Below are 22,108 nucleotides of genomic sequence, written 5' to 3'. Positions count from 1 at the left end.
ATGGGCCTGGAAGAAAAACTCCCCAACGGCATCCTGCTGGCCAGCCTCGAAGGCCTCGTCAACTGGGCGCGCAAGAACTCGCTGTGGCCCGCCACCTTCGGGCTCGCCTGCTGTGCGATCGAGATGATGACCGTCGGCGGTTCCCGCTACGACATCGCGCGCTTCGGCATGGAGCGCTTCAGCGCGACCCCGCGCCAGGCCGACCTGATGATCGTCGCCGGCCGCGTCACGCAGAAGATGGCCCCGGTCCTGCGGCAGATCTACGACCAGATGGCCGACCCCAAGTGGGTGCTCGCGATGGGCGTCTGCGCTTCCTCCGGCGGCATGTTCAACAACTACGCCGTGGTCCAGGGCGTCGACCACATCGTGCCGGTCGACATGTACCTGCCCGGCTGCCCGCCGCGGCCGGAGATGCTGCTGGACGCGATCCTCAAGCTGCACGCCAAGATCCAGGACGAGCCGATCAACGCCCGCCGCGCCGCCCTCCGCGCGGCCAGCGGGGCGCGCACCGAGCTCGTCGCGTCGTCGATCAAGTACGCGAAGAAGTAGAGCGATGACTGAGAACCCCCAACCCGGCGAAGAGCAGTCCAGCGCCGAGCGAGCCGAAACCGGCCTGACGGCGAAGGGTCCGGGCGCGGCCGAAGCGGTCGTCACCGGTCGCGAACGCCAGGGCATGTTCGGCGTCCACGGCACCGGCGACACCTCCGGCTACGGCGGCGTCCGGCTCCCGGCGTACAGCCCGGCGCCGGCCGAGCGCCCGTACGGCGGCTGGTTCGACCAGTTCGCCGACGAGTTCTACGCCGCGCTGGCCGAGCGCAAGATCCCCGCCGAGGCGATCCTGCAGACGACGGTCGACCGCGGCGAGATCACCTTCTACGTCGCCCGCGAGCACCTGCCCGCGATCGCGAAGACGCTGCGCGACGACGGCGGCCTCCGGTTCGAGCTGCTGTCGTCGGTGTCCGGTGTGGACTACGGCGTCGACGTCCCGCAGCGGCTGCACGCGGTCTACCACTTCACGTCGCTGACCTACCGGCGCCGGATCCGCCTCGAGGTCACCCTCGACATCGAGGACCCGCACGTGCCGTCGCTGGTCGGGACGTACCCGACCGCCGACTGGCAGGAGCGCGAGACCTGGGACATGTTCGGGATCGTCTTCGACGGCCACCCGGCGCTGACCCGGATCCTGATGCCGGACGACTGGGACGGCCACCCCCAGCGCAAGGACTACCCGCTCGGCGGGATCCCGGTCGAATACAAGGGCGCGGAGATCCCGCCGCCGGACCAGCGGAGGTCGTACTCGTGAGCACCGAGAACCTGTCCGACGTCACGACGGGCACCGACACGAGCGCGCCGGGGTCCGACAGCACCGACAACGCGAACTACGCCGACTCCCGCGACACCACCGAAGGCCGCGTCTACACGGTCTCCGGCGGCGACTGGGACGACGTCATCGCCGACGCGGCGCACGACGAGCGCATGGTCATCAACATGGGCCCGCAGCACCCGTCGACGCACGGCGTGCTCCGGCTCGTGCTGGAGATGGAGGGCGAGACCGTCACGCAGCTGCGGTCGGTCATCGGCTACCTGCACACCGGCATCGAGAAGAACTGCGAGTACCGGACCTGGACCCAGGGCGTCACCTTCGTGACGCGCATGGACTACCTGGCCCCGCTTTCGACGGAGATGGCGTACTGCCTCGGCGTCGAGAAGCTGCTGCAGATCGAGGCCCCGCGCCGCGCGCAGCTGCTGCGCGTGATGCTGCTGGAGATCAACCGGATCGGCTCGCACCTGGTCTACATCGCCACCGGCGGCATGGAGCTCGGCGCCACCACCGCGATGACGCTCGGCTTCCGCGAGCGCGAAGAGGTGCTGCACCTGCTGGAGCACCTGACCGGCCTGCGGATGAACCACGCGTTCATCCGCCCCGGCGGCCTCGCGCAGGACATGCCGGCCGACTACCACGAGAAGGTCAGCGACTTCGTCAAGACGATGAAGAAGCGCCTTCCGCTGTACGACAAGCTCTTCACCGGCCAGCCGATCTGGCGCAACCGGCTCAAGGGCGTCGGGTACCTGCCGGTCGACGCGTGCCTCGCGCTCGGCGTCACCGGCCCGGTGCTGCGGTCGGCCGGTCTCCCGTGGGACCTGCGCAAGACCGAGCCGTACTCCTGCTACGACGAGTTCGACTTCGACGTGCCGGTGGACAACGGTGCCGACTGCTGGTCGCGCTACCTGATCCGCGTCCACGAGATGCACGAGAGCCTCAAGATCATCGAGCAGTGCCTCGAGAAGCTCGAGCCGGGCCCGGTCATGGTCGAGGACAAGAAGATCGCCTGGCCCGCGCAGCTGTCCATCGGCAGCGACGGCATGGGCAACTCGCTCGAGCACGTCAAGAAGATCATGGGCCAGTCGATGGAGTCCCTGATCCACCACTTCAAGCTGGTCACCGAGGGCTTCAAGGTGCCGGCCGGGCAGGTGTACACCTCGGTCGAGTCGCCGCGCGGCGAGCTGGGCGCGCACCTGGTTTCCGACGGCGGCACCCGGCCGCTGCGGGTCCACGTGCGCGAACCGAGCTTCGTGAACCTGCAGTCGATGCCCGCCATGGCCGAGGGCGGCCTGGTCGCCGACGTGATCGCCGCCATCGCCTCGATCGACCCCGTCATGGGGGGAGTGGACCGATGACCACAGCAGTTCCCGAGCCCGGGCCGAACTACGCGGACACCACGCACGCCGCGGCCGGGCCCGACACCGACGTCGTCGCCATCGCGCCGGACCCGGCAGTCGCCGCCGGGATCATCACCGAGACGCCGCTGGAAGACATCTTCGACGCGGACATCCACGCGAAGGCGCAGGAGCTGATCGCGCGCTACCCGATGTCCCGCTCGGCGCTGCTGCCGATGCTGCACCTCGTGCAGTCGGTGCAGGGGTACGTCAGCCAGGAGGGCATCGCGTTCTGCGCGAAGCAGCTCGACCTGTCCGACGCCGAGGTCAGCGCGGTCGCGACGTTCTACACGATGTACAAGCGCCGCCCGTGCGGCGAGCACCTCGTGAGCGTCTGCACCAACACGCTGTGCGCGGCCATGGGCGGCGACGCGATCTACAAGAAGCTCCAGACGCACCTCGGCTCCGAGGAGAACCCGCTGGGGCACAACGAGACCGCGGGCACGCCGAACGAGCCGGGCTCGATCACCCTCGAACACGCCGAATGCCTCGCGGCCTGCGACCTCGCCCCGGTCATCCAGGTCAACTACGAGTACTTCGACAACCAGACCGAGGAGAAGGCCGTCGCGCTGGTCGACGCGCTCCAGGCCGGCAAGAAGCCGGCCCCGACGCGCGGTGCCCCGCTGACCAGCTTCAAGGGCGCCGAGCTGCAGCTCGCCGGGTTCTTCCCGGAGGACGAGCGGACCTACCGCCGGGACGTCGACGGCCCGTCGCAGGCCGTCGAGACGCTGCGGGGCGCGAAGCTCGCGCAGGACCGCGGCTGGGTCGCCCCGGTGGCGTCCGATGTCCCGCTGCCAGAAGTGGAGAAGAAGTAATGGCTGACCCCATCACTCCCGTCCTCACGAAGCGCTGGCTGTCGCCGAACTCCTGGACGATCGGGCAGTACGAAGCACTCGAGGGCTACACGGCGATCCGCAAGGCACTGGCCGGGACGCCGGAGCAGCTCGTCCAGCTGATCAAGGACTCCGGCCTGCGCGGCCGCGGCGGCGCGGGCTTCCCGGCCGGCATCAAGTGGTCGTTCATGCCGCCGAACTTCGACAAGCCGCACTATCTGGTGATCAACGCCGACGAGGGCGAACCCGGTACCTGCAAGGACATCCCGCTGATGATGGCGGACCCGCACTCGCTCATCGAGGGCTGCATCATCGCCTCGTACGCGATGCGGTCCAACCACTGCTTCATCTACGTCCGCGGCGAGGCGCTGCACTGCATCCGCCGCCTCAACGCGGCCGTGCGCGAAGCCGAAGCGGCGGGCTACCTGGGCGAGAACATCCTCGGCTCCGGGTTCGACCTCAAGATCACCGTCCACGCCGGCGCGGGCGCGTACATCTGCGGCGAGGAGACGGCGCTGCTGGACTCGCTGGAAGGCCGTCGCGGCCAGCCGCGGCTCAAGCCGCCGTTCCCCGCGGCCGCCGGGCTGTACGCCGCGCCGACCACGGTGAACAACGTCGAGACCATCGCCAGCGCGCCCTACATCGTCAACGCCGGTTCCAGCTGGTTCCGCGAGATGGGCCGCGAGAAGTCGCCCGGCCCGAAGATCTACTCGATCTCCGGCCACGTCGAGAAGCCCGGCCAGTACGAGTGCCCGCTCGGCACCACGCTGCGCGAGCTCCTGGACATGGCGGGCGGCATGAAGGACGGCATCCCGCTCAAGTTCTGGACCCCCGGCGGCTCGTCCACCCCGATGTTCACCGCCGAGCACCTCGACGTTCCCCTGGACTTCGAAGGCGCGGCGGAAGCCGGATCGATGCTGGGCACCACCGCCGTCCAGGTCTTCAACGAGACCGTGTCGGTGCCGTGGGCCGTGATGAAGTGGACGCAGTTCTACGAGCACGAGTCCTGCGGCAAGTGCACGCCGTGCCGCGAAGGCACGTACTGGCTGGCGCAGATCCTCGAGCGGATGGTCGAGGGCCACGGCACCGAGGAGGACATCGACACCCTCCTCGACGTCTGCGACAACATCCTCGGCCGGTCGTTCTGCGCCCTCGGCGACGGCGCGGTGTCGCCGATCCAGAGCGGGATCAAGTACTTCCGCGAGGAGTTCCTCGCGCTGTGCGAAGCGAACCGCCACGAACAGACGAAGCCCGAACTCGTGGGAGCGCAGGCATGACGATCGCGCCCGACAAGCCCGAGACCACCGAGACGCCGGTCCCCGAGGGCCACGTCAAACTGGTCATCGACGGCGAAGAGGTCATCGCCCCCAAGGGCGAGCTCCTCATCCGCACGGCCGAACGCCTCGGCACGGTCATCCCGCGGTTCTGCGACCACCCGCTCCTCGACCCGGCAGGCGCCTGCCGCCAGTGCCTGGTCGAGGTCGAAATGGGCGGCCGTCCGATGCCGAAGCCGCAGGCGTCCTGCACGATGACCGTCGCCGACGGCATGGTCGTCAAGACGCAGCTGACCTCGCCGGTCGCGGACAAGGCCCAGCAGGGCGTGATGGAGCTGCTGCTCATCAACCACCCGCTGGACTGCCCGATCTGCGACAAGGGCGGCGAGTGCCCGCTGCAAAACCAGGCGCTGGCCCACGGCCGGACCGAGTCCCGGTTCGTCGACACCAAGCGGACGTTCCCGAAGCCGCTGCCGATCTCGACGCAGGTGCTGCTGGACCGCGAACGCTGCGTGCTCTGCCAGCGCTGCACCCGGTTCTCCCGCGAGATCGCCGGCGACCCGTTCATCGAGCTCCTCGAACGCGGCGCCCACCAGCAGATCGGCACCGCGGAGACGGCGGACGTCCTGGATCTGGCTTCCCGGACGACGTCCGGGCAGCCGTTCCAGAGCTACTTCTCCGGCAACGTCATCCAGATCTGCCCGGTCGGGGCCCTGACCAGCGCGGCCTACCGGTTCCGGTCGCGGCCGTTCGACCTGGTGTCCGCGCCGAGCGTCTGCGAGCACTGCTCCTCCGGCTGCGCCGAGCGCACCGACTTCCGGCGCGGCAAGGTGCAGCGCAAGCTGGCCGGCGACGACCCCGAGGTCAACGAAGAGTGGATCTGCGACAAAGGCCGGTTCGCCTTCCGCTACACCGGCGCGGAGGACCGCATCAAGCGGCCGCTGGTCCGCAACCACGAGACCGGTGAGCTGGAAGAAGCGTCCTGGACCGACGCGCTGCGCATCGCCGCCGCGGGCTTGACCGAGGCCCGCGCGAACGGCGGCGCCGCGGTGCTGACCGGTGGCCGGCTGACCGTCGAGGACGCCTACGCGTACTCGAAGTTCGCCCGCGTCGCCCTGCGCACCAACGACGTCGACTTCCGCGCCCGCCCGCACTCGGCCGAGGAACTCGCGTTCCTCACCTCGCACGTCGTGGGCACGACGCCGGAGTCCGGCGTCACCTTCGGCGAGATCGAGCGGGCCCGCACGGTCCTGTGTGTCGCCTTCGAGCCCGAGGACGAAGCTCCGATCGTGTTCCTGCGGCTGCGCAAGGCGGCCCGCCGGAACAAGACCCGGGTCGTCCACTTGGGACAGTGGACGACGTCGTCGGTGCGCAAGACGTTCGGTGAACTGCTCGCCTGCGTCCCCGGCCAGGAGGCCGCGGCCGTCGAAGGCATCGCCAAGCACGCGCCGGACCTCGACGAGGCCCTGCGCGGCGAAGGCGCGGTCGTCCTGGTCGGCGAGCGCGCCGCCGCGGTCCCCGGCCTGTTCGCCGCCCTGCACGACCTGGTCGAGCGCACCGGCGTCCGGCTCGCGTGGATCCCGCGCCGCGCCGGTGACCGGGGCGCGCTGGAGACCGGCTGCGTGCCGTCGCTGCTGCCCGGTGGCCGCCGGGTCGGCGACGACGCCGCCCGCGTCGCCGTCGAAAACGCCTGGGGCGTCCCGCTCCCGGCCACCCCGGGCCGCGACACGACCGACATCCTGCTGGCCGCTTCGGCGGGCGAGCTCGGCGGCCTGGTCGTCGGCGGGGTCGACCCGTACGACCTGCCGGACCCGGACCTCGCGCTGCGCGCGCTGGACAACGCCGGGTTCGTGGTCAGCCTCGAACTGCGGCACAGCGCGGTGACCGAGCGCGCGGACGTGGTGCTCCCGGTGGCCGCGTCGGACGAGAAGTCCGGCAGCTACCTCAACTGGGAGGGCCGCACCCGCCCGTTCGACACGACCATCGAAGGCACCGGCGCCCTGCCGGACTGCCGGGTGCTCGACACGCTCGCCGTCGAGATGGACGCGGACCTGTTCACGCAGACGCCGGCCGCCGCGCGCGGTGACTTCGGGAAGCTGGGCCAGGCCTCGGCGCTGCGCTGGAGCCACGTCGCCGCCGAGGTCGCCCCGCCCGCGTCGCCGGGTGACGGGCAGGCGGTCCTCTCGACCTGGCGCCAGCTGATCGACAACGGGTCCCTGCAGGACGGCGAGCCGCACCTCAAGGGCACCCAGCGCACGCCGGTCGCGCGGCTCTCGGCGAAGACGGCCGAGGGTCTGGGCGTCACCGTCACGGTGAGCACCGAGCGCGGTGCGATCACGCTGCCGGTGGAGATCGCCGACCTGCCCGACGGCGTCGTGTGGCTGCCGGGCAACTCGGACGGCTCCGCCGTGTTCAAGACGCTCGGTGCCGGCCACGGCGCCGTCGTGAACCTCGCTGGAGGTGGGCAATGACCCCGCTGCTGACCGAAGCCGCCGTCGGGAGCGTCCCCGACGCGGCGACGCGGGCGGCGCTGCTGGCGGACGACCCGTTGTGGCTGATCCTGCTCAAGTGCGTGGTCATCCTGCTGATCGGGCCGATCCTGACGATCTTCCTGATCGTCTGGGAGCGCAAGGCGGTCGGCCGGATGCAGAACCGGCCCGGCCCCAACCGGGTCGGTCCCGGCGGCTACCTGCAGTCGCTGGCGGACGCGATCAAGCTGCCGTTCAAGGAACAGATCATCCCGGACACCGCCGACCGCAAGGTGTACTTCCTCGCGCCGGTGCTCTCCGCGGTCCCCGCGCTGATCGCGCTCTCGGCCATCCCGTTCGGGCCGGTCGTGTCGATCTTCGGCGAGCGGACCGTGCTGCAGCTGCTCGACCTGCCGGTCAGCGCGCTGGTGATCCTGGCCTGCTCCTCGATCGGCGTCTACGGCATCGTGCTCGCCGGCTGGGCCTCGGGCTCGCCGTACCCGCTGCTCGGCGGCATGCGCTCGGCGGCGCAGGTGATCTCCTACGAGATCGCGATGGGCCTGTCGATCGTCGCGGTGATCCTGCAGGCCGGGTCGCTCGACCTGGCCGACATCGTCGCCAAGCAGCAGCCGGCGTGGTTCCTCTACCTGGTGCCGAGCTTCGTGATCTACCTGATCTCGATGGTCGGCGAGACCAACCGCGCGCCGTTCGACCTCCCGGAGGCCGAGTCGGAGCTGGTCGGCGGCTTCCACACCGAGTACAGCTCGATGAAGTTCGCGATGTTCTTCCTTGCCGAGTACGTCAACATGGTGATCGTCTCGGCGTTCGCGACGACGCTGTTCCTCGGCGGCTGGATGGCCCCGTGGCCGCTGTCGCTGATCGGGAACAACGTCCTCAACACCGGCTGGTGGCCGGTGCTGTGGTTCTTCGCGAAGATGTTCGTCCTGCTCTTCGGGTTCATCTGGCTGCGCGGCACGCTGCCCCGCCTGCGCTACGACCAGTTCATGCGGCTGGGCTGGAAGGTCCTGGTCCCGCTGAACCTGCTGTGGATCATCATGGTGACCTTCGCGAAGGTCATCACCTGGAACACCGCGACCATCATCATCGCCGCGGTCGCCATCTTCATCGTCGTCGCGCTGTTCTTCTACGTCCGCGCGGCGGGCCGCGAAGAGGAGAGCGAGAGCATCCCGGTGACCGGCGGCGGTTTCCCGGTCCCGCCGCTGGACCTCAAGGTCCCGCAGACCACCCCGCGTCAGAAGGCTTTGGCCAAGGCCGAGGCGAAGGCGGCCCGCCGCAAGCCGGCGGCCGTCGGTACCGCAAAGGAAGGAGCGCAAGATGGGGTTTCTTGATCCCGTCAAGGGCTTCGGCGTCACCTTCGGGATGATGTTCAAGAAGGTCGCCACCGAGGAGTACCCGGAGGCCGGCGCGCCGGCCGCGCCGCGGTACCACGGGCGCCACCAGCTGAACCGGCACCCGGACGGCCTGGAGAAGTGCGTCGGCTGCGAGCTGTGCGCGTGGGCGTGCCCGGCGGACGCGATCTTCGTCGAGGGCGGTGACAACACCGAGGAGGCCCGGTACTCGCCGGGCGAGCGGTACGGCGCGGACTACCAGATCAACTACCTGCGCTGCATCGGCTGCGGCCTCTGCATCGAGGCGTGCCCGACCCGGTCGCTGACGATGATCAACTTCTACGAGCTGGCCGACGACGACCGCCAGCGGCTGATCTACACGAAGGAGGACCTGCTCGCCCCGCTGCTGCCCGGCATGGAGCAGCCGCCGCACCCGATGCGGCTCGGCGAGAACGAGCAGGACTACTACGTGAACGGCCCCGAACTGGCTCGCGGGGAGGGCGTCAAGTGATCGCCGCCCTCCTGGCCCAGGCCCCGACCGGGGCCGCCGCCGGTGTCACCACCGGTGAGGCCGTCGCGTTCTGGATCCTCGGCCCGCTTTCGCTGCTCGGCGCGCTCGGCATGATCTTCTCCCGCAACGCCGTGCACTCGGCGCTGTGGCTGGTGCTGACGATGCTGAGCCTGGGCGCGCTGTACATGATCCAGTCGGCGCCGTTCCTCGGCTTCACGCAGATCATCGTCTACACCGGCGCGATCATGATGCTGTTCCTGTTCGTGCTGATGCTGGTCGGCCGGGAGAGCTCGGACTCGGTCGTCGAAGTCCTGCGCGGCCAGCGGCTCGCCGCCACCGTGCTCGGCATCGGGATGGCCGCGCTGCTGGCCACCGGCATCTACCGCGCGATGGAGAACGTCACCCCGGCGACCCCGCTCGACTCGGCGACACCGGCGGGCGGCGGGCCCAAGGGGCTCGGCAAGCTGATCTTCACCGACTACCTCTTCCCGTTCGAGCTGACCTCGGCACTGCTCATCACCGCCGCGATCGGCGCGATGGTGCTGGCCTTCACCGACCGGCACGCCAAGGGCGGGAAGCTGTCGCAGAAGGAACTGGTGCTGCTGCGCTTCCGCGGCGAGCACGACCGGCCGTCGCCGCTGCCCGGCCCGGGTGTCTTCGCCACCGCCAATTCCGTGGCCACGCCGGCGCTGCTGCCGGACGGCTCGGTCGCCCCGGAGTCGCTGTCGGCGATCATCGAGTCCACCTCGGCGATCGAGCTGGCGAAGGAACGCAAGCTCGTCTCGGACGAGGGCCCGCACCCGGACGCGCACGCGCTGGTCGGCTCCGAAAGCTCTGATTCCGAGGGGGAGAAGGCATGACCCCGACGTACTACCTGCTGCTGTCGGCGCTGCTGTTCGCGCTCGGCGCGGTCGGCGTGCTGGTGCGGCGCAACGCGATCGTCGTGTTCATGTGCATCGAGCTGATGCTCAACGCGGTGAACCTGTCGCTGGTCACCTTCGCCCGGATCAACGGCGGGCTCGACGGCCAGATCATGGCGTTCTTCGTCATGGTCGTCGCGGCCGCCGAGGTCGTGGTCGGCCTGGCGATCATCATGGCCATCTTCCGCACCCGGCGCTCGGCCTCGGTCGACGACACCAACCTGCTGAAGTACTAGGAGACCTCCGAGTGACCGCATCATCGTGGCTGCTGGTGGCCCTCCCGGCTCTCGGCGCCCTGATCCTTCTGCTGGCAGGGAAACGCGCCAAGGCCTGGGGGCATCTGCTCGGCTGTGCCACCGTCACCCTGGCTTTCGTCTACGGGCTGATCCTGTTCTTCAGCGCCGACACGGCCACCACGTCCGACGTCAAGGTCTACTCGTGGATCCCGGTCGGGGCGCTGCAGGTGGACTTCGGGCTGCGGATCGACGCGCTGTCGCTGACGTTCGTGCTGCTCATCACCGGCGTCGGCATGCTGATCCACTACTACTCGATCGGCTACATGGCCGACGACGAGGGCCGGTACCGCTTCTTCGCGTACCTCAACCTCTTCGTCGCCTCGATGCTGGTCCTGGTGCTGGGCAACAGCTTCGTGACGCTCTACCTCGGCTGGGAGGGCGTGGGTCTCGCGTCCTACCTGCTCATCGGCTGGTACCAGGGCCGCCCGTCCGCCGCCACCGCGGCGAAGAAGGCGTTCCTGATGAACCGCGTCGGTGACGTCGGGCTCGCGCTGGCGATCTTCATCATGTTCAAGTACGCGGGCTCGACCGGCTACGCCGAGGTGTTCAAGGCGGTCGGTGACGGCAAGTTCTCCACGGGTGCGATCACCGCGATGGCGATCCTGCTCCTGCTGGGCGCCTGCGGTAAGTCCGGCCAGTTCCCGCTGCAGGCGTGGCTCCCGGACGCCATGGAGGGCCCGACCCCGGTGTCGGCCCTGATCCACGCGGCCACGATGGTCACCGCCGGCGTCTACCTGGTCGCCCGCTCGAAGGACATCTTCAACGCCACCGAAGACGGCCGGCTGATCGTCACGCTGGTCGGCACGGTGACGCTGCTGCTCGGGTGCATCATCGGCTGCGCGTACGACGACATCAAGAAGGTCCTCGCGTACTCGACGGTCAGCCAGATCGGCTACATGATGCTGGCCGTCGGCCTCGGGCCGATCGCGTACGCGCTCGGCATCATGCACCTGGTCGCGCACGGTTTCTTCAAGGCCGGGCTGTTCCTCGGGGCCGGGTCGGTCATGCACGGCATGAACGACGAGGTCGACATGCGGAAGTTCGGCGGCCTGCGCAAGGCCATGCCGATCACCTTCATCACCTTCGGCCTCGGCTACCTGGCCCTGATCGGCATCCCGCCGCTGTCGGGCTTCTTCACCAAGGACGCGATCATCGAAGCGGCGTTCGGCCAGGGCGGCTGGCGCGGCTGGGTGATGGGTGGCGCGGCGCTGCTCGGCGCCGGGCTCACCGCCTTCTACATGACCCGCCTGATGATGATGACGTTCTTCGGCAAGGAGCGCTGGAAGGACATCAAGTCCTCGGACGGCCGCGACTTCCACCCGCACGAGTCCAAGCCGGTCATGTGGGTCCCGATGGCGGTCCTCGCGGTCGGCTCGGTCGGGGCGGGCTTCTTCTTCTCCCAGGGTGAGCGCTTCGCCCACTGGCTGGCCCCGTCGGTCGGCGAGCTGGAGGAAGCCCACCACGCGCCGTTCGACGCCTGGGTGATCTCGGTGGCGGCGGTCGTGCTCTCGCTGCTCGGTGTTGCGCTCGCGTACCTGATCTTCCGCCGTGACGTCCCGGTCGAGCAGCCCCAGCGGGTCTCGTTCGTCACCCGGGCCGCGCGCAAGGACCTCTACGGCAACGCCCTCAACGAAACCCTGGTCGCCCGCCCGGGCACCTGGCTCTCGCGGGCGCTGGTGTACGTCGACAACCGCGGCGTCGACGGCGCGGTCAACGGCCTGGCCGCCGGTCTCGGCGGCGGGTCCGGCCGGTTGCGGCGGCTGCAGACCGGGTTCGTCCGGTCCTACGCGCTGTCGATGCTGGGCGGCACGTTCCTGCTTCTGGCGGCTCTCCTGCTGGTGAGGTTCTCCTGATGACCTGGTTGCTCATCCTCATCCTGGTGCCGCTGGCCGGCTCCCTGGTGCTGGCGTTCCTCAAGGGGAACGACCGCGCCGCGGTGCTGGCCGCGCTCGGGTTCTCGATCCTCGAGTTCGTGCTCGTGATCCCGTTCTGGCTCAGCTACGACGCCGCCGGGCCCCGGCTGCAGATGACGTCGAGCTTCGACTGGATCCCCAGCTTCGGCGTGCACATCGCGTTCGGCACCGACGGCATCGCGCTGATCATGATCGCGGTGATCGCGCTGCTGGTGCCGATCGTGGTCGGCGGGCTCGGCACGATGGACAAGCTCCCGCCGGGGCGCAGCGCGGGCGGGTTCCTGTCGCTGATCCTGCTGCAGGAGGCGCTCACGATCGGCGTGTTCGCCGCGACCGACGTCTTCCTGTTCTACGTGCTGTTCGAGATCATGCTGATCCCGATGTACTTCCTGATCGGCGGCTACGGCGGCGCGAACCGGCAGTACGCGGCGGTGAAGTTCTTCCTCTACTCGTTCCTCGGCGGCCTGATCATGCTGGCCTCGGCGATCGGGGCGTACTCGCTGGCGGCGGACAAGCTCGGCAAGGGCACGTTCGACTGGGCCACGCTGGTGACGGTGGTGCGCGAAGCGCCGCTGTCCACCCAGATCTGGCTGTTCCTCGGGTTCTTCCTGGCCTTCGCGATCAAGGCGCCGCTGGTGCCGTTCCACACCTGGCTGCCGGACGCGGCGGGGGAGGCGCCGATCGGCGTTGCCGTCCTGCTGGTCGGCGTGCTGGACAAGGTGGGTACGTTCGGGTTCCTGCGCTACTGCCTGCCGATGTTCCCGGAGGCGAGCAAGACCCTGGCGCCGCTGGTGCTGGTGCTGTCGGTGATCGGTGTCCTCTACGGCTCGATCCTCGCGGCGGGCCAGCGGGACATGAAGCGGTTCATCGCCTACGTGTCGATCGCCCACTTCGGGTTCATCTCGCTGGGCATCTTCGCGTTCAACGAGCAGGCGATGGTCGGCTCGGCGACGTACATGCTCAACCACAGCCTGGCGACCGGCATGCTGATCGTGGTGATCGGCCTGGTGATCGCCCGCGGCGGCTCGTCCCGCATTTCGGACTACGGCGGCATGGCCAAGGTGACCCCGTTGCTGGCCGGGCTGTTCCTGCTCGCCGGTCTGTCCACTTTGTCCCTGCCGGGCACGAACTCGTTCGTCTCCGAGTTCCTCGTCCTCATCGGGTCCTTTGTGGACCAGCCGGTGTACACGATCCTCGCCACGGTCGGCATGGTGCTGGCCGCGGCGTACGTCCTGTGGCTCTACCAGCGGGTCTTCCAGGGCCCGGTCCGCGGAGACGCTCTTGTAGGCGTCGGCGGCGGTCCGGGCACGGCGATCGCGCCGGAACTGGGCGCCAAGAAGGCCATCCGCGACCTGAACGGTCGTGAGATCGCGATCCTCGCGCCGCTGGTCGTGCTGATCCTCGTTCTCGGCTTCTACCCGAAGCCGGTGCTCGACACAGTCACCCCGACGGTGCAGCAGACGCTGTCCGCGGTCCAGGGAGGCAAGTAAAAGTGCTCGACATCCTCCTGACCCAGGCGCCGTCGCCGATCACGGTGCCGTCGATCGACTACCCGGCCGTGCTGCCGGTGCTGATCGTCCTCGGCGCGGCGTGCGTCAGCGTGCTGGTCGAGGCGTTCGCCGCGAAGCGCTCGCGGTTCGGCATCCAGGTGGTCCTGAGCCTGGCGTCGATCGTCGCGGCCGGCGTCAGCCTGATCGTCTACGCGACGGGCAGCGCACCGGCGGGCGGCGTCACGACGTTCAGCGGCGCGATCTCGATCGACCGGCCGGCGCTGTTCCTCTGGGGCACGCTGCTGGCGCTGGCCGTCGGCGCGGTGCTGCTGATCTCCGACCGCGTGGTCGAGCCGGGCGGCGCGCTGGTCGCCCAGGCGGGCATCCGACCGGGCACGGTCCAGGACCGCGCCCAGACGGCGACCGTGATGCAGACCGAGGTGTTCCCGCTGACGCTGTTCGCGCTCGGCGGCATGATGGCCTTCACCGCGGCGAACGACCTGCTGACGATGTTCATCGCGCTGGAAGTGCTGTCGCTGCCGCTGTACCTGATGTGCGGCCTGGCCCGCCGTCGCCGGTTGCTGTCCCAGGAAGCGGCGGTCAAGTACTTCCTGCTGGGGGCGTTCTCGTCGGCGTTCTTCCTGTACGGGCTGGCGCTGCTGTACGGCTACGCGAACTCGGTGAAGCTGGGCGACATCGCGGCCGCGGCGGCGGGTTCGGACCGGTCGGACACGCTGCTGTTCGCGGGCCTCGGCCTGCTGGTGGTCGGCCTGCTGTTCAAGGGGTCGGTCGGTCCGTTCCACACGTGGACCCCGGACGTGTACCAGGGAGCACCGACCCCGGTGACGGCGTTCATGGCGGCGTGCACGAAGGTCGCGGCGTTCGGCGGCATCCTGCGGGTGCTGTCGGTGGCGTTCTCGTCGACGTCGTGGGAGTGGCGTGGCGTCCTCTGGGGCGTCGCGATCATCTCGATGGTGATCGGCGCGGTGCTGGGCCTGACCCAGACGGACGTCAAGCGCATGGTGGCGTACTCGTCGATCGCCCACGCGGGGTTCCTGCTGGTCGGAGCGATCGCGATGACGCGCGACGGGCTGTCGAGCACGCTGTTCTACCTGCTGGCGTACGGCTTCACGACGCTGGCGGCGTTCGGCGTGATCAGCCTGGTCCGCGATTCCTCGGGCGAGGCGACGCACCTGTCGGCGTGGGCGGGGCTCGCCAAGCGGTCGCCGCTGCTGGCCGGTGTCTTCACGTTCTTGCTGTTGGCGTTGGCGGGGATTCCGCTGACTTCCGGTTTCGTGGGGAAGTTCGTGGTGTTCTCGGCGGCGCTGTCGGACGGAATGGCCCCGCTGGTGGTGGTGGCGCTGGTGTTCAGCGCGGTGGCGGCGTTCTTCTACCTGCGCGTGATCGTGTTGATGTACTTCTCGGAGCCGGCGGCGGACGGGCCGTCGGTGTCGGTCCCGGGCTTCGGAACGGGGACGGCGATCTTCCTGGGCACGGCGGTGACGCTGGTGCTGGGCCTGGCCCCGGCGTTCGCACTCGGCTGGGCGGGTTCGGGCGGTTTCGCTTCCTGAGGTTTTTTAGGCCGCCGCTCCCTGCTTTTTGGGGGCGGCGGCCTTATTTCAGTTTCTGGCTGAGTTTCCGTGGTTCACCGGACACGACGCTGATGTACCCATCGGCGACGGCAATCCCGACCCGGCCGTCTTTCAGGTCCAGGTAGTTGACGATCTTGCCGTCGGTTTGAAGCTGCCCGAGCCCGAAGTGGGGTTGTTTGACGAGGGCGTCGAGTTCCTTCGCTTCGCGGCTGCGATCGGGGTCGTCGTCGAAGACGTCACTCGGCGGTGGTTTTCGGAAGTCCTCTTGCGGCAGCGAGAAGGGCTTGATCCCGGCCGGTGGGTAGTCGGGCAGGTGTGCGACGAGGGCGTCGGCGGGGTGGGTTTTGACGTCGGCGAGTTCGACCTGATCGCCTTGGCAGACAACGCAGATCTGGTCTTGTGCGTTGACGGCGACGAGGACGTTCCGCTGGCTGGTGGCGTCCCGTGCGTAGGCGACGTATTCCTGGGTCGGGTGGTCGATGAGGTGGAGGAGGTCTTCGAATTCGGGGGTGAAGGTGTGGCCCCGGGTGAAGCCGTAGGGGCTCAGTTCTTCGAAGGCTTCCTGGTGGACCTGGTGTTTCGCTGAGGGCGGGATGTAGCGGAGGCCCTGCGCGAAGACGGGGTGCGGGTCCCCGCCGCCGACGTGCCGGAGGGCGGTGAGGAGGGTGTTCAGCGAGAAGACGGCCATTATTTCTTCTTTTCGCCGATGACCGGGGGCATCGGCTTTTCGGTGAAGCCGCCGAAGGTTTCGTCGGGGTCGGGGTTTTGCAGGTAAGGTGACTTCTTCTTTTCGCGGTCTTCTTCTTTGCCACCGCGTTGGGCGAGGGGTGTGCCCATGGGAAGGCCGTTGGCGCCCCGGGGGCCGGCGGAGCCGCGGGCGGGGTTGGTGGGGAAGCGTCCCTCGGGGAGGCGCGCGCCGGTGCTGCTGCCCGGGGGGCGGGTGCCGGGCTGGTTCGGGCCTGTTCCTTTGGTGCTTCCCGGGGTTCCTGGTCCCATGGTTCCTGGTTGGTATCCCCCGCCGGTGTAGGGGCCGGTTCCTGGGCCGAAGCTGCCTGGCCAGTTGGTGCCCGGGTAGTTGGTGCTCGGGCCGGTCAGGTTGCTGACGGGCTGCCCGGTGGGGCCGAACTCGTAGCCGCTTTGAGCGGCGGGCATGACGGGCCGGGGGACGTAGCTGTTGGCGTGGGTGCTGTCGGGGTTGGTGGTGCCGGGCTGCGTCGTGCCGGGGTTTGTGGCGCTGGGGCCTGTAGTGCCGGGGCGGATCTGGTTCTGCTGGTCGGGCCGGGGTTGCTGGTTCTGCAGGTCGTGCTGGTTCAGTTGGTTTTGCTGAGCAGTGGCCCGGTCCTGGTTCCCGCCCGTGACGTGGTCTTGAGCCGGAATCCTGGTTTCTTTCGGGGCTCGAGCCCAATCTCCGGTATCGGTGGGTTCGGAGGTCCGATCACGCAGGGAGACGGAAGCCCCGGAGTCGGCAAGCTGCGCGTATTGCGAGGGCATCTGCCCACCATTGGAGGTACTGGCGGAGTGGTAGGCGCTGAAGGCATCGATATTGGCCTGACTGTCAGCTTGCCACCCGGCAACTTTGGAGTGATAGGAATCCCAGCTCTTCTCGGAGATGGCCCGAAGAACATCATCAACCCCAAGAGCAGGCGGCTGAGCGGCAACAGGCTTGACGGAGTGCTTGGCAGTGCCAAAGGCATCCATCTGAGCACCAACGGCAGTCCGAGCATTCTCAAGATGAACAGAATCATCAGCAGCGGCCTGAACAAGGGGCAAAGTAGCATCAGCGGCAGCTTCCCCGGCATTCCCTTGCCAGCCAGACATGGTCTTGGCCCGGAGAGCGCTGATCCGCTGAGCCCGCTCAACCATCCGTTCGGTCAACTGCCGAGCACCATCTTGCGCATCGGCCAGCGAGTCGATGCCTTCGCCTCCGGTGATCTGCTCGTAAATCTGCGCTGCAGTCAGCGGGCCCTCGACAGCCATCAGTTCCCCCCGCGAAGATTGCCCAGGACCTGGGCGGCGATGTCATGTGCTGCTGAACAGGGATCCTTCCTGCCGATGTTTTTCTCGGACTGCGCGACGTGAACGTCGACGGCCTGAGTATCGCTCACTCCGATGGCCACTGCGCATCGACCACGAGACGATCGTTCGTCACTTACGCCATAGGCAACGGTGGGAAATCCGTCGAGCGATTCCATGGGCTGGAAGAACTGATACTGCTTACCCCTGGCTGCATAAACACTGGCGAGCCCGAGCCGATCCGCGTTCATGAAGATGACTCCGATGCCCGCCTGGGAAACGTCAACTGAATCCCACGAGCAAGTCGGTCCGGCCGGTGCCTGCAGATCTGGCTTGCCTGACACGCCCGACCCGAGAAGCTCAGTCACTTGAGAGTCGGTCAACGCGAGGCAGGGCTCCTGCTTGAACCGTGCAACATCGATCGGCTGCAGTACCTGGGGAACTCCTGGCCCTGGCACCGCATCGCTGCTTTCGGATAAAGAGGCCGCACCCGGGACCGGGCTGGAAACCGCCGGCTTTCCAGGATTGGTGGTCGAGCAGGCAACCGCCGCGAGCAGCAGCGCGCTGAACATGGGAAGAGTGCGGCGCATCAGAGACTGCCTCCGGTCTGCGTGATCTCTGTGGTGTGTTCGTCCTCGGCGCGTGCGTACTTCCCCAAAGCGGCTTGGAACTTGGCGGCCATGTTGCGGCAGAACTCTTCGCGGCTGGCGAGTGTCGCCAGGAGGGCTTCTCCGGACTGCTGAATCTTCTCCGCGTTGCCGCCACTCGCGTACTCGAGCCCGGGGCCCTTGACTCGAGCGAGCGTGGCCGCCTGTTCCTGGTCGTGCTTGAACTCGTTGGCCAGGTCGTTCCACTCGCGCATCAGCTCGCGAAGCGTCTCCTCGTCATACGAGAACCCGCCCCCCGCCCCACCCCCATAGGACCCAGCCCGCGCCACCCCATCAGGCCCCGGAAGCTCCCAATCCGCCCCCGGGTCGTACACCGGTCCCTCAGACACGACCCCACCCCGGCACAGTCGTCATCAGCTCTCCCCTAGCTTGCAGTGTGCTCCCTCCCGAGCACCCTGCGTATCCGACGCACCGCACCCTACCAGGGTTCCCACCCCGAAAAAGGGAGGTCACAAGGGCCGCGGCTGTCCTCTCGGCGCTCTCCCACGCCGCGGCCCCCGTGACGTCTAAGGGGTCGGTGAACAGCTCGTCGAACCCAACCTCACCGAGCCGGTCACCCCCGATGCCGGCAGGAAATCGATGCGGAGCATCGTCAAACCGATGCTCCCGTCGCCCGGCAGCTCCTGGATGTTGAACACCGCGTTCGCCAGCGCCGTGCCGTCCGGTTTGCGCACCGGGGACACGTACCCCGCCGGCACCGGGCTCGGCGGGTTCGCGATCCCCGACAGCCCGCCGTACGTCCACGTCGCGTTCGTCTGCGTCTGGGTCCCTTCGCACGTCACCGTGAAGGTCGACAACCTCACGCGGGGCCCGCCCGCCGGCACCAGGGCCGACAGCTCGAAGTTCTTGCCCGTCGCCGTCGACTTCGACGGCGTGCACGACGATGTCCCGCCGCCGAACGTGATGCCCGGCCTGGTCACCGCCTCGGCCGTGGTGCTCGTCGGGCCCGCTGCCGAACACGCTCCCTGCTCCGGGACCGTCACCGTCGAGCCCGCCTTCGTGAACGACGCCGCTCCGATGCTCGCCACCCCGGGTGATGTGGCCGCCGCCGCAGCCGGCGGTGCCGCCAGGCCTGCCACCACCAAAGCCGTGACGATCTTGCTGCGCATCCGTTGTCCTCCTCCGCCGAGCGCTCTTCTCCCGCCTGAATATCCGCTCGCCGGAGACGTCCGTTGCGCCCGGAAACTCCGATCACCCTTTCGAGGATCGGGAACCACCCGGTGGCGGTGTCATGTTCGTCACCGTTTCCGCTGGACAGCGGGTAAACGACCGCGCGGCGCAGCCACTACGCTCAAAGGGCAACCGACCGGTGCACGAGTAGAGCGGAGCCGACGTGTCTGTGCCTTCCCCAGCCCCCGGGGCGGGATCCCTCCCCGCTGCGCCGGGCGGCGCCCTCGACGACCTGCGGGCGTCGGTCGGGCTGCAGATCGCCGACGAAACCCTGCTGCGGTCGATCGCCGGCGGCTTGACCGAGGTCGAGAAGCTGCTGCGCGAGGTCGTCCGCAGTGACGTCCAGGCCGTCAACGACGCCGCGTTGCACCTGGTCGAGGCCGGTGGCAAACGTTTCCGTCCGCTGTTCACCCTGCTCTCCGCCCAGTTCGGCCCCAAGCAGGACGACCACGTCATCATCGCCGCCGCCGCGGTCGAGCTGGTGCACCTGGCCACGCTCTACCACGACGACGTCATGGACGAGGCCACCATGCGCCGCGGGGCCGAGAGCGTCAACGCGCGCTGGGACAACACCATCGCCATCCTCACCGGCGACTTCCTCTTCGCGCACGCCTCGCGCCTGGTCGCCGACCTCGGCACGGACGCCGCGCGGATCATCGCCGAGACCTTCGGCGAGCTGGTCACCGGCCAGATGCGCGAGACCGTCGGCCCCGGCCCGGGTGACGACGCCGTCGCGCACTACCTCACCGTCATCGCGCAGAAGACCGGCTCGCTGATCGCCACCTCCGGCCGGTTCGGCGGCATGATGTCCGGCGCCGCCGAGGAGCACATCGAGGCGCTGCGCCGGTTCGGCGACATCATCGGCACCGCCTTCCAGATCTCCGACGACATCATCGACATCGCCTCGCCCTCCGACGAGCTCGGCAAGGCGCAGGGCACCGACCTGCGCGAAGGCGTCCGGACGCTGCCGATGCTGTACGCGCTGGCCGACCCGGAGACCGACCCGCGGCTGGCCGAGCTGCTGTCCGGCCCGATCGGCGACGACGCCCTGGTCCAGGAGGCACTCGAGCTGCTGCGGGTCAGTAGCGGACTCGATCGCGCACGCGTCACCCTTTCCGACTACGCTCAGCGCGCGCGAGCCGAGCTCACCGCGCTCCCCGCGTCGCCCGCCAGGGACGCGTGCGAGTCGGTCGCCGACTACCTGGTCGCGCGCACGCGCTAAGCACTTAACAGGGGCAGGAAAAGATGTCCATATTCGGACAGGTCTGGCTGTGGAGCCTCGCCGCGTTCTTCGTCGGGGTGCTCCTCACCTGGCTGGTGCTCGTGCTGCCGCTCCGCAAGAGCGTCCGCCGGCTGGAGAGCGCGCTGGCGCAGGCCCACGCCGACGCCGCGCGCACCCCGGCGAACGCGGCCGCGATGGGTGGCACCGAGGCGTTCCGGCGGCCCGCGCCGGAGCCCGAGCCGGAGCCGGAACCGACCCGCCAGGAGACCTCCTACCCCGGCACGCTGGTCGCCGCGCCGCCGATCCACCGCGACGACGTCCACGACGACATCGACGAGGACTTCGCCGAGCTGGACGCCCAGGTTCCGTCGCGGATGCCGCCGACCGAGCCCTTCGTCCACGCACCGGAACCGGAGCCCGAGGAAGCCGACCCGTACCGGAGCGCGGCCAGCCAGTTCCTGGCGCCGGACGACGAGCCGGAGCCGGAGGACGACGACCCCTACCGCGCCACCGCGACGCAGTACCTGGCCCCGGTCGGCGACGCCTTCGAGGACGACGCGGAGCCCGAGTCGCCCGCGCTGTCGCGGCTCGAGCAGAAGCTGGACCCGGAGCCCGCGGGCTCGCTGTTCCAGCCCCCGGCCGGCGAGGCGGCGGCCACGCCGGACTGGTTCGACGACGAGCTGCCGTCGGAGCGCTCGGCGTTCGAGGAGCCGGTGGAGCGCACGCGCTACATCGGTGAGCACCCCGGTTCCGTCCGCAAGGAGCAGCCGGAAGACGCCGAGCCGCCGCAGTACGCCTTCGGTGGCGAAATCGCCGAAAGCGACCTGGACGTGCCGCCGGAGACCCCCGCCGAAGCCACGCAGGTGCTGCCGAAGCGGCAGCCGCGGGAGGCGGTGCGCGGCGGGTTCGACGCGCCGCAGCCGATCCAGCCGTCGATGCGGACGGTCGAGCGCCGCGAACCCGACCTGTCCGGCGCGCACAGCGGGTCGCTGTTCGAGCCGTCGGTCCAGCCGAACCAGGCCGCCGCCGGCGTCGCGGCCCCGGAACCGCCCCCGGCCCGCCAGGTGGCGGGGGATTCGGTCCCGCCGGGCCCGTTCGGCCCCGGTTCGGCGATGCCGCGCCCCGGCGGCGGAGCGCCCAGCGACAGCTTCGCCGTGAAGGCCAGCGTGACGGCGCTGCGGTACTGCACCGAGGAATCGGCGCAGTTCCCGAAGATGGTCGCCGAGGTCTGGTTCCGCACCGCGGAGGACGCCGAGCGCGTCGGCTTCCGGCCGCTCAGCTGACCGCCTGGAACAGGACAAGGGCCGCGCCACCGGGATCGGTGACCACCACCAGCGAGCCAAACGGCAGGTCGGTGCGCTCGCGCACCAGGGTTCCGCCCAGCTCCAACGCTTTCGCCGCGGCGGCGTCCACATCGGACACCGGCGCGTAGGGCAGCCACTGCGGTGCCCGGTCGTCGCCGGGGGCCAGTTCGGTGAGGCCGCCCCACGGCGCGCCGCCGGCCGTCAGCAGGGTGTCTTCCGCCTCCCAGCCGAGCAGCTCGGCGAAGAACCGCTTGCTGCCCGCCGGGTCGGCGGTGCGGACGTCGAAGAACACGAACGGTGATTCAGGTCGCATGGCCTAAAACTTAGGACATGTGTCCCAACCGGGGCAAGCCCGGAAACGCCGAAG

The 22,108-nt window shown here is 69.1% G+C and carries 21 protein-coding genes; 15 read left to right on the top strand and 6 right to left on the bottom strand.

The features are described from left to right. Genes ABZX11_RS07595 through nuoN form a run of 13 tightly spaced genes read left to right on the top strand, consistent with a single transcriptional unit; the run spans position 1 to position 15,343 of the window. Positions 1 to 549 carry an NADH-quinone oxidoreductase subunit B gene (locus tag ABZX11_RS07595; protein ID WP_176173390.1) on the top strand — a complete coding sequence of 183 codons (549 nt, stop codon included), beginning with the start codon at positions 1 to 3 and terminating at the stop codon, positions 547 to 549. A gap of 4 nt (positions 550 to 553) precedes the next feature. After that, positions 554 to 1,303, top strand: a complete 750-nt coding sequence (locus ABZX11_RS07590; protein WP_354910778.1) for an NADH-quinone oxidoreductase subunit C — start codon at positions 554 to 556, stop codon at positions 1,301 to 1,303. Next, entirely contained in the window at positions 1,300 to 2,679 is a 1,380-nt protein-coding gene (locus ABZX11_RS07585; protein ID WP_354910776.1) for an NADH-quinone oxidoreductase subunit D, read from the top strand. The genes ABZX11_RS07590 and ABZX11_RS07585 overlap by 4 nt, the downstream gene beginning before the upstream one ends. Further along, positions 2,676 to 3,533, top strand: coding sequence for an NADH-quinone oxidoreductase subunit NuoE (nuoE, locus tag ABZX11_RS07580; RefSeq protein ID WP_176173387.1), 858 nt, complete (start codon positions 2,676 to 2,678; stop codon positions 3,531 to 3,533). The genes ABZX11_RS07585 and nuoE overlap by 4 nt, the downstream gene beginning before the upstream one ends. After that, positions 3,533 to 4,828, top strand: a complete 1,296-nt coding sequence (gene nuoF / locus ABZX11_RS07575) for an NADH-quinone oxidoreductase subunit NuoF (protein ID WP_176173386.1) — start codon at positions 3,533 to 3,535, stop codon at positions 4,826 to 4,828. Before nuoE ends, nuoF begins: the two co-directional genes overlap by 1 nt. Next, the gene (locus ABZX11_RS07570; RefSeq protein ID WP_354910773.1) at positions 4,825 to 7,296 is read left to right on the top strand and encodes an NADH-quinone oxidoreductase subunit G; all 2,472 of its coding nucleotides are present in this window, start codon (positions 4,825 to 4,827) and stop codon (positions 7,294 to 7,296) included. The genes nuoF and ABZX11_RS07570 overlap by 4 nt, the downstream gene beginning before the upstream one ends. Continuing rightward, the gene (nuoH, locus tag ABZX11_RS07565; protein ID WP_176173384.1) at positions 7,293 to 8,642 is read left to right on the top strand and encodes an NADH-quinone oxidoreductase subunit NuoH; all 1,350 of its coding nucleotides are present in this window, start codon (positions 7,293 to 7,295) and stop codon (positions 8,640 to 8,642) included. The genes ABZX11_RS07570 and nuoH overlap by 4 nt, the downstream gene beginning before the upstream one ends. After that, entirely contained in the window at positions 8,629 to 9,153 is a 525-nt protein-coding gene (gene nuoI, locus ABZX11_RS07560) for an NADH-quinone oxidoreductase subunit NuoI (protein ID WP_003081846.1), read from the top strand. The genes nuoH and nuoI overlap by 14 nt, the downstream gene beginning before the upstream one ends. After that, positions 9,150 to 10,013: an NADH-quinone oxidoreductase subunit J gene (locus ABZX11_RS07555; RefSeq protein ID WP_176173383.1), complete on the top strand. Its 864-nt coding sequence runs from the start codon at positions 9,150 to 9,152 to the stop codon at positions 10,011 to 10,013. The genes nuoI and ABZX11_RS07555 overlap by 4 nt, the downstream gene beginning before the upstream one ends. Then, positions 10,010 to 10,309, top strand: coding sequence for an NADH-quinone oxidoreductase subunit NuoK (nuoK, locus tag ABZX11_RS07550; protein WP_003081840.1), 300 nt, complete (start codon positions 10,010 to 10,012; stop codon positions 10,307 to 10,309). The genes ABZX11_RS07555 and nuoK overlap by 4 nt, the downstream gene beginning before the upstream one ends. 11 nt (positions 10,310 to 10,320) lie before the next feature. After that, entirely contained in the window at positions 10,321 to 12,222 is a 1,902-nt protein-coding gene (gene nuoL, locus ABZX11_RS07545) for an NADH-quinone oxidoreductase subunit L (RefSeq protein WP_176173382.1), read from the top strand. Continuing rightward, positions 12,222 to 13,772 (top strand): NADH-quinone oxidoreductase subunit M, encoded by a 1,551-nt coding sequence (locus ABZX11_RS07540; RefSeq protein ID WP_354910768.1) that lies wholly within the window; start codon positions 12,222 to 12,224, stop codon positions 13,770 to 13,772. Before nuoL ends, ABZX11_RS07540 begins: the two co-directional genes overlap by 1 nt. A gap of 2 nt (positions 13,773 to 13,774) precedes the next feature. Next, entirely contained in the window at positions 13,775 to 15,343 is a 1,569-nt protein-coding gene (gene nuoN / locus ABZX11_RS07535) for an NADH-quinone oxidoreductase subunit NuoN (protein WP_176173380.1), read from the top strand. A 43-nt stretch (positions 15,344 to 15,386) separates the two neighbouring features. Here the strand turns inward: nuoN and ABZX11_RS07530 are convergent, their stop codons facing one another. The 5 genes from ABZX11_RS07530 to ABZX11_RS07510 form a co-directional block, all read right to left on the bottom strand. Then, a complete protein-coding gene (locus tag ABZX11_RS07530; protein WP_354910765.1) occupies positions 15,387 to 16,052 on the bottom strand; it encodes an ESX secretion-associated protein EspG in 666 nt (221 codons plus the stop codon). Continuing rightward, positions 16,052 to 17,341 (bottom strand): PPE domain-containing protein, encoded by a 1,290-nt coding sequence (locus tag ABZX11_RS07525; protein ID WP_354910763.1) that lies wholly within the window; start codon positions 17,339 to 17,341, stop codon positions 16,052 to 16,054. The genes ABZX11_RS07530 and ABZX11_RS07525 overlap by 1 nt, the downstream gene beginning before the upstream one ends. Continuing rightward, positions 17,341 to 17,949 carry a DUF3558 domain-containing protein gene (locus ABZX11_RS07520; RefSeq protein ID WP_354910760.1) on the bottom strand — a complete coding sequence of 203 codons (609 nt, stop codon included), beginning with the start codon at positions 17,947 to 17,949 and terminating at the stop codon, positions 17,341 to 17,343. Before ABZX11_RS07520 ends, ABZX11_RS07525 begins: the two co-directional genes overlap by 1 nt. A gap of 17 nt (positions 17,950 to 17,966) precedes the next feature. Next, a complete protein-coding gene (locus ABZX11_RS07515; RefSeq protein WP_354910758.1) occupies positions 17,967 to 18,239 on the bottom strand; it encodes a hypothetical protein in 273 nt (90 codons plus the stop codon). Positions 18,240 to 18,551: 312 nt separating this feature from the next. Then, the gene (locus tag ABZX11_RS07510; protein WP_354910755.1) at positions 18,552 to 19,154 is read right to left on the bottom strand and encodes a hypothetical protein; all 603 of its coding nucleotides are present in this window, start codon (positions 19,152 to 19,154) and stop codon (positions 18,552 to 18,554) included. Between the two features lie 230 nt (positions 19,155 to 19,384). Between ABZX11_RS07510 and ABZX11_RS07505 the strand changes: the two genes are divergently transcribed. Both ABZX11_RS07505 and ABZX11_RS07500 read left to right on the top strand, forming a co-directional pair. Continuing rightward, positions 19,385 to 20,437, top strand: coding sequence for a polyprenyl synthetase family protein (locus ABZX11_RS07505; RefSeq protein WP_303247030.1), 1,053 nt, complete (start codon positions 19,385 to 19,387; stop codon positions 20,435 to 20,437). A 23-nt stretch (positions 20,438 to 20,460) separates the two neighbouring features. Continuing rightward, positions 20,461 to 21,720: a hypothetical protein gene (locus ABZX11_RS07500; RefSeq protein WP_354910753.1), complete on the top strand. Its 1,260-nt coding sequence runs from the start codon at positions 20,461 to 20,463 to the stop codon at positions 21,718 to 21,720. On the opposite strand, the gene ABZX11_RS07495 is transcribed toward ABZX11_RS07500, so the two are convergent. Then, positions 21,713 to 22,054: a VOC family protein gene (locus tag ABZX11_RS07495; RefSeq protein WP_254897015.1), complete on the bottom strand. Its 342-nt coding sequence runs from the start codon at positions 22,052 to 22,054 to the stop codon at positions 21,713 to 21,715. The genes ABZX11_RS07500 and ABZX11_RS07495 overlap by 8 nt on opposite strands. Positions 22,055 to 22,108 lie beyond the last annotated feature (54 nt).

The sequence above is a fragment of the Amycolatopsis sp. NPDC004169 genome (genome assembly GCF_040610315.1).
In the GTDB taxonomy this organism is placed as follows: Bacteria; Actinomycetota; Actinomycetes; order Mycobacteriales; family Pseudonocardiaceae; genus Amycolatopsis.
This window is presented reverse-complemented; position numbering and strand designations above follow the sequence as displayed.

What these genes read in the sequence shown, in the direction of transcription:
- nuoH (WP_176173384.1), top strand. Translation starts at nt 7,293, where the DNA reads ATGACCCCGCTGCTGACCGAAGCCGCCGTCGGGAGCGTCCCCGACGCG.
- ABZX11_RS07540 (WP_354910768.1), top strand. Translation starts at nt 12,222, where the DNA reads ATGACCTGGTTGCTCATCCTCATCCTGGTGCCGCTGGCCGGCTCCCTG.
- ABZX11_RS07500 (WP_354910753.1), top strand. Translation starts at nt 20,461, where the DNA reads ATGTCCATATTCGGACAGGTCTGGCTGTGGAGCCTCGCCGCGTTCTTC.
- ABZX11_RS07520 (WP_354910760.1), bottom strand. Translation starts at nt 17,949, where the DNA reads ATGTTCAGCGCGCTGCTGCTCGCGGCGGTTGCCTGCTCGACCACCAAT.
- ABZX11_RS07525 (WP_354910763.1), bottom strand. Translation starts at nt 17,341, where the DNA reads ATGGCTGTCGAGGGCCCGCTGACTGCAGCGCAGATTTACGAGCAGATC.
- nuoF (WP_176173386.1), top strand. Translation starts at nt 3,533, where the DNA reads ATGGCTGACCCCATCACTCCCGTCCTCACGAAGCGCTGGCTGTCGCCG.
- ABZX11_RS07590 (WP_354910778.1), top strand. Translation starts at nt 554, where the DNA reads ATGACTGAGAACCCCCAACCCGGCGAAGAGCAGTCCAGCGCCGAGCGA.
- ABZX11_RS07510 (WP_354910755.1), bottom strand. Translation starts at nt 19,154, where the DNA reads ATGCGCAGCAAGATCGTCACGGCTTTGGTGGTGGCAGGCCTGGCGGCA.
- ABZX11_RS07495 (WP_254897015.1), bottom strand. Translation starts at nt 22,054, where the DNA reads ATGCGACCTGAATCACCGTTCGTGTTCTTCGACGTCCGCACCGCCGAC.
- nuoK (WP_003081840.1), top strand. Translation starts at nt 10,010, where the DNA reads ATGACCCCGACGTACTACCTGCTGCTGTCGGCGCTGCTGTTCGCGCTC.
- ABZX11_RS07515 (WP_354910758.1), bottom strand. Translation starts at nt 18,239, where the DNA reads ATGCGCGAGTGGAACGACCTGGCCAACGAGTTCAAGCACGACCAGGAA.
- nuoI (WP_003081846.1), top strand. Translation starts at nt 8,629, where the DNA reads ATGGGGTTTCTTGATCCCGTCAAGGGCTTCGGCGTCACCTTCGGGATG.
- ABZX11_RS07570 (WP_354910773.1), top strand. Translation starts at nt 4,825, where the DNA reads ATGACGATCGCGCCCGACAAGCCCGAGACCACCGAGACGCCGGTCCCC.
- ABZX11_RS07595 (WP_176173390.1), top strand. Translation starts at nt 1, where the DNA reads ATGGGCCTGGAAGAAAAACTCCCCAACGGCATCCTGCTGGCCAGCCTC.
- ABZX11_RS07530 (WP_354910765.1), bottom strand. Translation starts at nt 16,052, where the DNA reads ATGGCCGTCTTCTCGCTGAACACCCTCCTCACCGCCCTCCGGCACGTC.
- nuoE (WP_176173387.1), top strand. Translation starts at nt 2,676, where the DNA reads ATGACCACAGCAGTTCCCGAGCCCGGGCCGAACTACGCGGACACCACG.